The 12,283-nt window shown below is 71.0% G+C and carries 10 protein-coding genes; 3 read left to right on the top strand and 7 right to left on the bottom strand.

The genetic code is table 11. The annotated features are described in order from the left end of the window. The first annotated feature begins 159 nt into the window (after positions 1–159). Positions 160–660, top strand: a complete 501-nt coding sequence (locus tag ACOV8S_RS26240) for an SseB family protein (RefSeq protein ID WP_351115047.1) — start codon at positions 160–162, stop codon at positions 658–660. A 192-nt stretch (positions 661–852) separates the two neighbouring features. Then, a complete protein-coding gene (locus ACOV8S_RS26235; protein ID WP_351114950.1) occupies positions 853–1,830 on the top strand; it encodes a pirin family protein in 978 nt (325 codons plus the stop codon). 8 nt (positions 1,831–1,838) lie between these two features. Here the strand turns inward: ACOV8S_RS26235 and ACOV8S_RS26230 are convergent, their stop codons facing one another. Then, the gene (locus ACOV8S_RS26230) at positions 1,839–4,016 is read right to left on the bottom strand and encodes a SpoIIE family protein phosphatase (protein ID WP_448320737.1); all 2,178 of its coding nucleotides are present in this window, start codon (positions 4,014–4,016) and stop codon (positions 1,839–1,841) included. A 194-nt stretch (positions 4,017–4,210) separates the two neighbouring features. Between ACOV8S_RS26230 and aspS the strand changes: the two genes are divergently transcribed. Beyond that, entirely contained in the window at positions 4,211–5,974 is a 1,764-nt protein-coding gene (gene aspS / locus ACOV8S_RS26225) for an aspartate--tRNA ligase (protein WP_351114952.1), read from the top strand. Positions 5,975–6,153: 179 nt separating this feature from the next. Here the strand turns inward: aspS and ACOV8S_RS26220 are convergent, their stop codons facing one another. The 6 genes from ACOV8S_RS26220 to ACOV8S_RS26195 form a co-directional block, all read right to left on the bottom strand. Continuing rightward, positions 6,154–7,029 carry a helix-turn-helix domain-containing protein gene (locus tag ACOV8S_RS26220; RefSeq protein ID WP_448320736.1) on the bottom strand — a complete coding sequence of 292 codons (876 nt, stop codon included), beginning with the start codon at positions 7,027–7,029 and terminating at the stop codon, positions 6,154–6,156. Between the two features lie 304 nt (positions 7,030–7,333). Next, on the bottom strand, positions 7,334–7,975 hold the full coding sequence (locus ACOV8S_RS26215) for a Uma2 family endonuclease (protein WP_448320735.1): 642 nt from the start codon (positions 7,973–7,975) through the stop codon (positions 7,334–7,336). A 148-nt stretch (positions 7,976–8,123) separates the two neighbouring features. Beyond that, entirely contained in the window at positions 8,124–8,591 is a 468-nt protein-coding gene (locus tag ACOV8S_RS26210; protein ID WP_448320733.1) for a hypothetical protein, read from the bottom strand. A gap of 116 nt (positions 8,592–8,707) precedes the next feature. Then, a complete protein-coding gene (locus ACOV8S_RS26205; protein WP_108956571.1) occupies positions 8,708–9,073 on the bottom strand; it encodes a PH domain-containing protein in 366 nt (121 codons plus the stop codon). Positions 9,074–9,263: 190 nt separating this feature from the next. Beyond that, on the bottom strand, positions 9,264–10,973 hold the full coding sequence (metG, locus tag ACOV8S_RS26200; RefSeq protein WP_448320731.1) for a methionine--tRNA ligase: 1,710 nt from the start codon (positions 10,971–10,973) through the stop codon (positions 9,264–9,266). Positions 10,974–11,130: 157 nt separating this feature from the next. After that, positions 11,131–12,283: VWA domain-containing protein (locus ACOV8S_RS26195; protein WP_448320729.1), on the bottom strand; the 1,153-nt coding region annotated here is incomplete at its 5' end.

Raw genomic sequence — 12,283 nt, 5'->3', positions numbered from 1 at the left:
CGGCCTCCACCGTCACCTCCGTCACAGCGGTCACCCCGGTCACACCGGTCACACCCGCCACCCCCGTCACGCCGACCACCCCGGCCGGTCCGGGGAGCGGAGAGGCCCGCTCCGCCAACCCGTCGCTTCAAGGACGCGTCGTTGACTAGTCTTTGCGGCATGTACGGCTACGACCCGAACGCCGGCGCCCAGCAGCAGTACGCCCCGCCGCCGCAGCAGCACCAGCAGCAGCCGATGGGCGGCATGAGCGGCGGTTACGGTCAGCCGCAGCAGCCGCTCTATCCCGAGCCCTCGACGGCCGCACCCCCCTCGCTCGCGGAGGCGGTGCGCGCCTTCACCACCGGCACGATGACGGCGGAGGACTTCCACCAGGTCTTCGCCACGTCCAAGGTCTACTGCCCACGCGGCGACAACCCGGGCTTCCTGGCGCTGCACAACACGCAGCAGCCGGTGATCCCGATGTTCACCTCGCTCAAGGAGCTGCGGCGGTACGCGGGCAAGGAGTCCAAGTACTTCGTCATCACCGGCTCGGAGGTGCTGGACCTGCTGCCCTCGGGGTACGGCTTCGTGCTGGACATGGAGGGCGAGCACCGCATGGTCTTCGACGCCCAGACCGTGGAGCAGATGGTCGACTACGCCATGCGGCGCATGTACACCTGAAGCATGTACACCTGAGCGCCGGCGCCCCGCCGCGCCCCGCCGTGGAGTCACAGGCCCGGAGGACCTCCCTCCGGGCCTTACGCGCACCCCGAGAAAGTTGAACTCTCAACTAGCGGAAAGTTCAACAATCAACTAATCTCTTCCTCGAGGATGCAGCCGCCCAGGTTGCCGCCGCACAGGAGGTACACCGCCATGCCCGCCGTGACCGTCGAGAACACCCTGGCCCTGCCCCGCGTCACCGCGCCCGCCGAGGCCACCGCCCGTCCCGTGCTGACCGTCACCACCGCGCCCAGCGGTTTCGAGGGTGAGGGCTTCCCGGTGCGCCGCGCGTTCGCGGGCATCGCCCACCGGCACTTGGACCCGTTCATCCTGATGGACCAGATGGGTGAGGTGGAGTACGCGCCGGGCGAGCCGAAGGGCACCCCCTGGCACCCGCACCGCGGCTTCGAGACCGTCACGTACATCATCGACGGCGCCTTCGACCACCAGGACAGCCACGGCGGCGGCGGCTCCATCACCAACGGCGACACCCAGTGGATGACGGCCGGCAGCGGCCTGCTGCACATCGAGGCGCCGCCGGAGCAGCTGGTGATGTCCGGCGGTCTCTTCCACGGCCTGCAGCTGTGGGTGAACCTGCCGGCCAAGGACAAGATGATGGCCCCGCGCTACCAGGACATCCGCGGCGGCACGGTCAAGCTGCTGACCTCCCCCGACGGCGGCGCGCTGATCCGCGTGATCGCGGGTGAGCTGGACGGCCACCAGGGCCCGGGCATCACCCACACGCCCATCACGATGATCCACGCGACCGTCGCCCCGGGCGCCGAGATCACGCTGCCCTGGCGGGAGGACTTCAACGCCCTCGCCTACGTGCTGGCCGGCCGAGGCTCGGTGGGCACGGAGCGGCGCCCGGTCCACACCGGCCAGGCGGCCGTCTACGGCAAGGGCACCTCGCTGACCTTCCGGGCGGACGAGCGGCAGGACGGGAACACCCCCGACCTGGAGATCGTCCTGCTCGGCGGACAGCCGATCCGCGAGCCGATGCAGCAGTACGGCCCGTTCGTCATGAACACCCGTGACGAGCTGACGCAGGCCTTCGAGGACTTCCAGAAGGGCCGCTTCGGGCGGATCCCGGCCGCCCACGGGATGACCCCGGCCGGCCCGCAGGGCTGACCCGGCCGTCAGCCGTCGCCGCCCCCCTCGCCCTCCCCTTCTTCCTCCTCCGGCTCCTCCAGCTCGAACCAGATGGTCTTGCCGTCCCCGCGCGGGTCGACGCCCCAGGCCTGGGCCAGCTGCTCGATGAGCACCAGGCCCCGGCCGGAGGAGGCCATCTCCCCCGGGTCGCGTTTGTGCGGCAGCGCGTCGTCGGAGTCGGTGACCTCGACGCGCAGCCGCCGGAGGGCGCCGGTGCCGGTGATCTCGGCGATCAGGGTGGCGTCGGCATCGGTGTGCATCAGGACGTTGGCCAGCATCTCGGAGGTGAGCAGCACCGCCGAGTCGACGTGGTCCTGCTCGGCCCAGTCGTGCATCAGCTGCCGCAGGTCGGCCCGCGCGTTGGCGATCCGCTCCGGCTGGTCCTGGGCCACCGTCGCCACCACCTTGCGCTTCGGCAGCGGTTCCTCGTCGCCGTGGCGCGCCAGGCGCTCCGGGGTGAGCCGGTGGAGCAGCAGCAGGGCGATGTCGTCCTCGCGCCGGTCGGGCAGCGGGCCGGCGGTCGAGTGCGACGACGGGCCCAGCACCGCGTCCACCAGGATGTCGGCGAGTTCCTCCATGTCACCGCCGTCGTCGGCGGCCTCCAGGATGTCGCGGACCCGCAGCCAGCCGGTGAGCAGGTCGTGGCCGCCGGTCTCGGCGAGCCCGTCGGTGCACAGCAGCAGCGTCTCGCCGGGCTCCAGGGTGAACTCGGTGATCGGGTAGTCCGGGTCGGGATGGACGCCCAGCGGGAGTCCGCCCGCCGTCGACCGCAGCAGCACGGTGCCGTCGGTGAGCCGGATCGCCGGGTCCAGGTGCCCGGCCCGGGCGATGGTGAGCGCGCCGCTGTCCGGGTCCACCTCCACGTACAGGCAGGTGGCGAACCGGGTGTCGTCGGGGTCCTCGGAGTCGTTGATGCCCTGCAGGAACCGGGAGGCGCGGGAGAGCACCGCGTCCGGCGGGTGTCCCTCGGAGGCGTAGGCGCGCAGCGCGATGCGCAGCTGCCCCATCAGGCCGGCGGCCTGCACGTCGTGGCCCTGGACGTCGCCGATGACCAGGGCGAACCGGCCGCCGGGGCCGGGGGCCGCGGTGCTGCCGGGCAGCGGGATCATGTCGAACCAGTCTCCGCCCACCTGCAGCCCGCCGCCGGTGGGCACGTAGCGGCCGGCGATCTCCATGCCCGGGATCTTCGGGCCGAGCCGCGGCATCATCGAGGCCTGGAGCCCTTGGCTCAGTTCGCGTTCCGTCTCGGCGGTGCCGGCCCGGGAGAGCGCCTGGGCCAGCATCCGGGCCACCGTGGTGAGGACCGAGCGTTCGTCGGGCGTGAACTTCACCGGATGGGCGAAGCCCGCCATCCAGGCGCCCATGGTCCGGCCCCCCACCACCAGCGGCAGGAAGGCCCAGGACTTGCGCCCGAAGTGTGCGGCCAGCAGCCAGCCGCTGGGGTAGCGCGAGCGGTACTCCTCGGGCGAGCGGATGTAGACCGGCCGGCCGGTGCGGATGACCTCCGCGGCGGGGTAGTCGGTGTCCACCGACATCTGGGTGAACGGGAACGCGTCCTGCTGGGGCTGTCCGTGGTGCCCGACCACCGTCAGCCGGTTGCCCTCGACGCCGAAGACGGCCAGGCCGTCGGGGGAGAACCCCGGCATGGCCAGGCCCGCGGCGACGCGCAGCACCTCGTTGGTGGAGCCCGCCTCGGCCAGCGCCCGGCCCGCGTCCAGCAGGAACGCCTCCCGGTTGCGCCGCCAGTCGCCGATCACGGGGCCCTGCGAGGCGGCGCCCTGGGCGGGGTCGCTGACCTCCTGGATGATGCCGACGACCTCGTAGGAGTCGCGCTGCGCGTTGTAGGTGGGGTGGCAGCGCGAGCGCAGGGTCCGCAGCACCCGGCTGCCGCCGTCCATCACCCGGATCCGAGCCTCGGCCAGCGTGTTCTCCGCGAGTGCCAGCTGGACGACGGCCAGCATCTCGTTCCAGTCCTCGGGGTGGACCCGGGCGCGGATCTGGGACTCGCGCAGCACCACCGGCTCGGCGGGCAGCTCCAGCTGACGGGCGGCCTCGGCGTCGGCGGTGATCCGGTCGTCGGCCGTGTCCCACTGCCAGAGGCCGATCGAAAGGATCGACAGGACCTCCGGGACCTTCTCGGCCGACAGGGGATCGTCGTGGCGCATTGCACCACTGTAGGAAGACGGTGACCGAGCCTGCCATCCGAAGCGGACGCAGATGTTCCGTATGCCCGGGCCCCCGGGACCCCCGCGAGGCGCGGAAACCAAGGGGAAGGGGCGACAGCACGACCGGTACCCTGGGAGGGCCCGGCCGAGTCATGCCGGGAGACCCCGCTTCCACGAAGACTGGATGAACGACGATGCATCGGTACAGGTCCCACACCTGCGGCGAGCTCCGCGCCTCTGACGTCGGCACCGACGTCCGGCTGAGCGGCTGGCTGCACAATCGGCGCGACCTGGGCGGCATCCTCTTCATCGATCTGCGCGACCACTACGGCATCACCCAGCTGGTCGCCCGTCCCGGCACCGCCGCGTACGAGGCCCTGGACAAGATGTCCAAGGAGTCGACCGTCCGGGTGGACGGCAAGGTCGTCTCCCGCGGCGCGGAGAACGTGAACAGCGACCTGCCGACCGGTGAGGTCGAGGTCGAGGTGGCCGAGGTCGAGCTGCTCGGCGCGGCCGCCCCGCTGCCGTTCACCATCAACGCCGAGGACGGGGTGAACGAGGAGCGCCGTCTGGAGTACCGCTTCCTCGACCTGCGCCGTGAGCGGATGCACCGCAACATCATGCTGCGCACGGCCGTCATCTCCGCCATTCGGCACAAGATGACCGCGCTCGGCTTCAACGAGATGGCGACGCCGATCCTCACCGCCACCTCGCCCGAGGGCGCCCGCGACTTCGTCGTGCCCTCCCGCCTGAACGCGGGCCGCTTCTACGCGCTGCCGCAGGCGCCCCAGCAGTTCAAGCAGCTGCTGATGATCTCCGGCTTCGACCGCTACTTCCAGATCGCGCCCTGCTTCCGCGACGAGGACGCCCGCGCCGACCGTTCGCCGGGCGAGTTCTACCAGCTCGACGTCGAGATGAGCTTCGTCGAGCAGGAGGACGTCTTCCAGCCGATCGAGAAGCTGATGACCGAGCTCTTCACCGAGTTCGGCAACGGCCGCGAGGTCACCTCGCCCTTCCCGCGGATCCCGTTCCGCGAGTCGATGCTGAAGTACGGCTCCGACAAGCCGGACCTGCGCGCCAAGCTCGAGCTGGTCGACATCACCGACGTCTTCGAGGGCTCCGACTTCAAGGCCTTCGCCGGCAAGCACGTCCGTGCCCTGCCGGTGCCGGACGTCGCCGCCCAGCCGCGCAAGTTCTTCGACCAGCTCGGCCAGTTCGCCGTCGACCTCGGCGCGCAGGGTCTGGCCTGGGTCCGCGTCGCCGAGGACGGCTCGCTGACCGGCCCGATCGCCAAGTTCCTCACCGAGGAGAACGTCGCCGAGCTGACCAAGCGCCTCGGCCTGGCCGCCGGCCACGCCGTCTTCTTCGGCGCCGGCGAGTTCGACGAGGTCTCCAAGATCATGGGCGCGGTCCGCGTCGAGGCCGCCAAGCGGGCCGGCCACTTCGAGGAGGGCGTCTTCCGGTTCTGCTGGATCGTCGACTTCCCGATGTACGAGAAGGACGAGGAGACCGGGAAGATCGACTTCTCGCACAACCCGTTCTCGATGCCGCAGGGCGGCATGGACGCGCTGGAGAAGCAGGACCCGCTGGACATCCTGGCCTGGCAGTACGACATCGTCTGCAACGGCGTGGAGCTGTCCTCCGGCGCGATCCGGAACCACGAGCCGGAGATCATGCTGAAGGCCTTCGAGATCGCCGGCTACGACGCCGAGACGGTCGAGCGCGAGTTCGCCGGCATGCTGCGCGCCCTGCGCTTCGGCGCCCCGCCGCACGGTGGCATCGCCCCGGGCGTGGACCGCATCGTGATGCTGCTGGCCGACGAGCCCAACATCCGCGAGACCATCGCCTTCCCGCTCAACGGCAACGCCCAGGACCTGATGATGGGCGCGCCGACCGAGCTGGACGAGGCCCGCCTGCGCGAGCTGCACATCTCGGTGCGCAAGCCGCAGCCGAAGTAGTCCCGCGGGGCCCCACGCAGGGCCTCACGCCTCACCGCTGTCCCGAGGGCCCCGTCCCGCCGCCTCCACGCGGCAGGACGGGGCCCTCCGGCGTGGCAGGGGTGGTTGTACAGGGCAGATGAGTCCTGAATTCGCTGCCCCAGCGGCACATCCGGGACTCACCTGCGGGCCGCGACCAGTTACTGGGGAGCCTCGCCGTGGTCGGTGCGGCAGTCGCGGCAGCGGCCGGGGGCCGGGGCGCGGAAGGCGCGGTCGCAGGTCTCGCAGGTGTGGATCGGGTGCTTCGGGTCGGGTGCCGGGGCGTCTGCGGGCCGGTAGGGCGGCAGGGGCGGCAGCTGGGAGGTCAGGCGGTGGGCGAGGAGGGCGGCCGGGCGGACCAGGGGCTGCTCGGGCAGGTTCTCGGTCAGCGCGCGGCGTACGGCGCTGGGCGGGACGTCGCGCTCCAGCCACGCGGCGACGCCCGGCGCGAGGTGTTCGGCGTCGGTGGCCGACAGAAGGAGGCGCGGGTCGTGGCGGCGCAGGCCGGCCAGGACGTCGACGGCCGCCTGCAGGAGCGCGGCAGCGGGGAACGCGGGCTGGGGGACGGCGGGCAGGCGCTTGCGTGGCGCGGGCTCGTCCGGGGTGGCGGCGGCGCGCCGGGCGGGCCGTCGGGGAGCCGTCTCCCGGGCGGCGCTGTGACCAGGCCTGTTGCAGGAGACCGTGCGGGTGACGACCCGGCCGGTGGACGTCCGCTCGCGGGTGCGGCGCAGGTAGCCGTGGGCCTCGAGCTCGCGCAGGGCGGCGGCGATCCTGGCGGTGCCCTCGGGGAAGCGGGCGGCGAGGGTCTTGATGTCGACCGCGGTGCCGGAGCGCACGGACTGGATGTAGCAGGCCAGCCCGATCGCCAGCAGCGACAGCTCCTGGTGCTGGGCGAGGTCGTTGCCGATCACCGTGAAGTTCGTGGTGTGGCGGACGTGCTCGTGGACGACGCCCGCGAACGACCGCCCGGCGGGGTGGTTTGTGCCGCGGTTGCGGGACCGGGCACGCGAGGGCGCGCTAGGGTTTTCGGTATCCATCGGGAAGCGGCTTTCTTCCTCGGTGGTCAGGCCCTCGCACTGGGATGCCAGTCCCGGCGGGGGCCGTCACATGTCTGCGGTTGTGTCGCTGAGCGTAAGGCAGGCAACCGGGTCCAAATCCAGCCCTCCCGGGCATATTCACTCGCGGGAGTGAGTCGCGCCCGACGGGAGGGAGGGGTGGGGCTTGGTGGGGTGTTTTCAGCACAGTGGGTAGTACAGGGGGACAGCCATCCGGACCGGAGCCCGGCCCGACGGGTCCCGGTAGCGCCGCACCCCGCTGACCAGGGCAACGGGACCACCGGCGTCAGCGCGTCCAGTCCTTGAGCGGCTCGGTGTCCAGCTCGATGCCGACGGGGTCGGGGAGGGTCACGGTCTTGCCGTAGGGCACGACGACCTGCCGCGTGTACCGGCCGCCCTCCGGTTCGGAAGAGACCTTCACCTCGCAGGATGCACGGTCGACGAGGAGGAAGACGGGAATGCCGGCCCCTGCGTACGCCCGAGGCTTCTCGACGCGGTCGCGGGCGTTGGTGTCGGAGTCGCGAGAGGTCACTTCCACTGCCATCAGCACGCCGTCAGGGCTCGCCCACTCGCCTTGGCCCGCGAAAGTGCCTGTCGGCGCCAAAGAACCGTCGGGGCGAGCATTGCCGTGGCGGTACCCGTCGACGCGAAGGCCCTGATCCGAGTAGAGCCACCAGTCCGATCGTGACTGCATGCACAGACGGCTCAGCCACTCGATGATGGTGCTGTGATCACCGTCGGGCATCGGCTTCTCCACAACGCGCCCCCCGAGGAACTCCAGCCGAACCGCCTCGTTGACCCGATCGGCCATGCGAGCCAGTTGCTCGAACTCCTCCTGGTTCAGCGCACCGGTGTGGTCGTCGGCGAAGCTCACGTCCGCCTCCTCGGGGGTAGGTGACGTTTTCAGCGTACGCAGCGCGGTCGCCATGGGCACTCCTTCCGTTGTGCGCTCCATCGATTCGGTCATCGGTCATACGGCCGAACGTAGGAGCGGTGACCCCGGGGAGGGTTCGGTTCGCCCGGGACTCACACGATCAGGGAGTGCGGATGGCGCGGAGGTGACGGCCGGCGAGGTGTCAGGCCTCGTACGTGCCGTTCCACGGGGGGCCGAAGCCGAGGCGGTCCGGGTGGAGTTCGGTCCACTCGTCGCCCTCGTCCTCGGACTCGACGAGGAGGCCGAAGAGGACGCCGTCGACGGTGCGACGGAAGGGGCGGACGGCGATGTCGCCGTAGGAACGGGCCGGCAGGGTCTCCAGCAGCTTGGTCAGGTGGGCCTCGGCCTGGCCGAGGACCGCCGGGTCGCGCTGCTGGTCGGCCCAGGTGCCGCCGAACCAGACGTCGGTGTCCCGGTGGACGCCGTCCGCGTCGAAGGTGTGCAGGACGGCGTAGAGCCGTCGCTGCCGCTCCCACTCGTCGTCGGGGCGGTACCCCACGGGGTACGCGTACGTCACCGACGCCAGGAACTGGCCGTCGGCGTAGCGGCCGATGGTGGCCGTACGGCCGTCCGGCTCATGGGCGATCGGGATGACCTGGGGAATTGCCATGAGCGGCAACCTAAGGCCCAACACCCCCCGTTGCGAAGCCGGGCGGCCGCAACGCCCCAGATGCGCGGATTCCGCACCCCGGCGCGCGCCTCCCGGCGGCGCCCCCGCGCGGCGGCTCAGCCGGCGACGTACTGGGTGAGGATCGCCTGGACCTCGTAGATGTCGACGCCCTTGGTGAAGGTCTTCTGGATCGGCATCGAGGAGCCGGACACCCAGATCTTCAGCTCCGCGTCCAGATCGAAGGTGCCGGCCGTCTCCACCGCGAAGTGCGTGATGGAGCGGTACGGGATCGAGTGGTACTCGGTCTTCTTGCCGGTGATGCCCTGCTTGTCCACCAGGATCAGACGACGGTCCGTGAGCATGATGGTGTCGCGGATCAGCAGGTAGGCGGCCCGCACCTGCTCGCCCTGGCCCATCAGGCGGGCGTACTCCTGCTGCGCCTGCGCCGGGTCGATCGGGTGCGCGTTGCCGAACAGAGCCATGGTTCCCCCCACGGTCGGTGACGATCACTGCGGCAGCGGTCGGTCGTCCGCTACCGACAGTGATCCTCGCACGCGGGTACGACAACGGGACCGCCCGTCGGCGACCTGTGGGCGACCCGTGACGAGCCGGAGACCCGTCACGGAAGGCCCGGAGGTCGGGCGGCCCGGAGGCCCGGAGGCCGGCCCCGGGTCACTCGCCGCCGAAGCGCTCCTTGTAAGCCTCGAGGTCGTCCTCGGTCAGCTTGGCGAAGAGCACCGGCGGGACGGTGAACGGCGTGCCCACCGGCAGGAACGCCAGCGCGCGCGCCTCCTCGGCCGACACCCACGTGGCCGTGTCACCGTCGAGCTGGAACGCCTGGCGCATCGCCGCCGAACTGGCCGGGATGAACGGCTCGGAGACGATCGCGTACAGGTGGATCAGGTTCATCGCCGTGCGCAGGGTCAGCGCGGCGCCGTCCTTGTCCGTCTTGATCTCCAGCCAGGGGGCCTTCTCCTCCAGGTAGGAGTTGCCCGCCGACCACAGCGCGCGCAGCGCGGCCGCGGCCTTGCGGAACTGCAGGGCCTCCATCTGGGTCTCGTACTCGGCCAGCAGCGCGGCGATCTGCTCGCCCAGCTTCGCCTCGGCCTCGCCCGCCTCGCCGCCGGCCGGGACCTCCTCGCCGAAGCGCTTCTTCGAGAAGGACAGCACCCGGTTGACGAAGTTGCCGAGGGTGTCGGCCAGGTCCTTGTTCACCGTCGCCGTGAAGTGCTCCCAGGTGAACGACGAGTCGTCGGACTCCGGGGCGTTGGCGATCAGGAAGTAGCGCCAGTAGTCGGCCGGCAGGATCTCCAGCGCCTGGTCGGTGAAGACGCCGCGCTTCTGCGAGGTGGAGAACTTGCCGCCGTAGTACGTCAGCCAGTTGAACGCCTTGACGACGTCGACCTTCTTCCACGGCTCGCGCACACCCAGCTGGGTGGCCGGGAACATCACCGTGTGGAAGGGGACGTTGTCCTTCGCCATGAACTGCGTGTAGCGGACGCTCTCGTCGGCCTCGTACCACCAGGACTTCCAGTCCCGGGCGGCCGGGTCCACGTCCGCCCACTCCTTGGTGGAGCCCAGGTACTCGATCGGGGCGTCGAACCAGACGTAGAAGACCTTGCCCTCGGCGGCCAGCTCCGGCCAGGTGTCGGCCGGCACCGGGACGCCCCAGTCGAGGTCACGGGTGATCGCGCGGTCGTGCAGGCCCTCGGTCAGCCACTTGCGGGCGATGGAGGAGGACAGGTGCGGCCACTGCTCCTCGTGGGCCGACACCCACCGCTCGACCTCGTGCTGGAGCTTGGACTGCAGCAGGAACAGGTGCTTGGTCTCGCGGACCTCCAGCTCGGTGGAGCCGGAGATCGCCGAACGCGGGTTGATCAGGTCGGTCGGGTCGAGGACGCGGGTGCAGTTCTCGCACTGGTCGCCGCGGGCCTTGTCGTAGCCGCAGTGCGGGCAGGTGCCCTCGACGTAGCGGTCCGGAAGGAACCGGCCGTCCGTCGGGGAGTAGACCTGGCGGATCGCCCGCTCCTCGATGAAGCCGTTCTCGTTCAGCTTCCGGGCGAAGTGCTGGGTGATCTCGACGTTCTCCCGCGAGGAGCTGCGGCCGAAGTGGTCGAAGGCGAGGGCGAAGCCGTCGTAGATCGCCTTCTGCGCGTCGTGCGCCTGCGCGCAGAACTCGGCGACCGGCAGGCCCCGCTCCTTCGCGGCGAGCTCGGCGGGCGTGCCGTGCTCGTCGGTGGCGCAGATGTACAGGACGTCGTGACCGCGCTGGCGCAGGTACCGGGAGTACACGTCGGCCGGGAGCATGGACCCCACCATGTTGCCCAGGTGCTTGATCCCGTTGATGTACGGAAGGGCGCTGGTGATGAGGTGTCGAGCCACGGGGCTGCTCCCAGGTCGCAATGTCTTCGAACCTTGGAATCGTAGCCGACGTGGGGGTGCCGCCCGCCTCCCGTTTTGCCCAGTGGGAGGGGGCGGCACCGTTGATCTTGCGGGCCGGGCGTCCGGGCGGCGGGCCCGGCGGCGGACCTGCGCGGACCTACTTGGAGGCGGGCTCCCAGTCGGCGAGGACGCCGTCGTAGAGCTCGCGGTCGGTGAGCTCCAGCGGGGTCGGGCCGGCGTGGAAGAACGCGGTGTTGCCGGTCTTCAGCTTCCGCGCGTAGTCGAACGCCTTGTTGTCGTGCTCGCCGAACGCGACGAGGGAGAAGAACACGGCCGGGTGCGAGGCGGCGGCGTCGGTGAACGCCTGGGTGGCCGGGGTCTTGGCATCGGGCGCGCCGTCCGTCTGGAAGACGACCAGGGCGGGGGCCTTCGGGTCCGCCGAGGCGTCGTGGAGGCGGAGGACCTCTTCGACGGCGGCGTGGTAGCTGGTGCGGCCCATCCGGCCGAGCTCCGCGTGCAGGTCGTCGACCTTGTTCTCGAACTCGGCGAGGGTCAGCTCGCCGGTGCCGTCGATCTCGGTGGAGAAGAAGACGACGGGGAGGGCGGCCTTCTCCGCGCCCTCGGGGGCGAGGTGGGCGGCCAGCGCGAGGGCCTGCTCGCCGAGCGCCTGGGCGGAGCCGTCCTTGTAGAACGGGCGCATCGACGCGGACCGGTCGAGCACCAGGTACACGCGTGCCTGCGCCTTCGCGAGACCGCGCGCCTCCAGGGCGGCGGACGCGGCGGAGTACGCGGGGGCCAGCGCGGCGGGCACGGCGTCGGTCCCCTTGCCCTTCGCAGCGGGCTCGGCCTTCGCGGGGGCCTTGTCCTTCACGGGGGCCTCGTCGTCCTTGGCGGGGGCCTTTTCCTCAGCGGCAGGCTCGGCCTTCGCGGCGGACTTGGCCTTCGCGGGGGCCTTGTCGTCCTTGGCGGCAGGCTCGGCCTTCGCGGCAGGCTCCTCGTCCTCGGCGGGCTTCGCAGCAGCCTCCGCCTTGGCGGCCTTGTCCTTCGCGGAGGGGGCCTTGTCCTTAGCGGGAGCCTTGTCCTTCGCGGCGGACTCGGCCTTGGCAGCGGGCTTGTCCTCAGCGGCAGGCTCGGCCTTAGCGGGAGCCTTGTCCTTCGCGGCAGGCTTCTCGTCCTCGGCGGGCTCGGCCTTCGCGGGAGCCTTCTCCTTCGCGGCGGGCTTGTCCTCGGCAGGCTCGTCCTTCGCGGCAGGCTCGTCCGTCGCGGGCTTCGCGGCAGCCTCCGCCTTGGCGGGCTTCTCGTCCTCGGCG

It is taken from the genome of Streptomyces sp. CO7 (genome assembly GCF_053474865.1).
Note: the sequence above shows the minus strand (reverse complement) of the source record. Positions and strands in the feature narration are given on the sequence as shown.

Bases quoted from the DNA above. Each gene is read 5' to 3' on its own strand.
- ACOV8S_RS26205 (WP_108956571.1), bottom strand. From the start codon at position 9,073: ATGGCTCTGTTCGGCAACGCGCACCCGATCGACCCGGCGCAGGCGCAG.
- ACOV8S_RS26235 (WP_351114950.1), top strand. From the start codon at position 853: ATGCCCGCCGTGACCGTCGAGAACACCCTGGCCCTGCCCCGCGTCACC.
- ACOV8S_RS26240 (WP_351115047.1), top strand. From the start codon at position 160: ATGTACGGCTACGACCCGAACGCCGGCGCCCAGCAGCAGTACGCCCCG.
- ACOV8S_RS26230 (WP_448320737.1), bottom strand. From the start codon at position 4,016: ATGCGCCACGACGATCCCCTGTCGGCCGAGAAGGTCCCGGAGGTCCTG.
- ACOV8S_RS26210 (WP_448320733.1), bottom strand. From the start codon at position 8,591: ATGGCAATTCCCCAGGTCATCCCGATCGCCCATGAGCCGGACGGCCGT.
- aspS (WP_351114952.1), top strand. From the start codon at position 4,211: ATGCATCGGTACAGGTCCCACACCTGCGGCGAGCTCCGCGCCTCTGAC.
- ACOV8S_RS26220 (WP_448320736.1), bottom strand. From the start codon at position 7,029: ATGGATACCGAAAACCCTAGCGCGCCCTCGCGTGCCCGGTCCCGCAAC.
- ACOV8S_RS26215 (WP_448320735.1), bottom strand. From the start codon at position 7,975: ATGGCGACCGCGCTGCGTACGCTGAAAACGTCACCTACCCCCGAGGAG.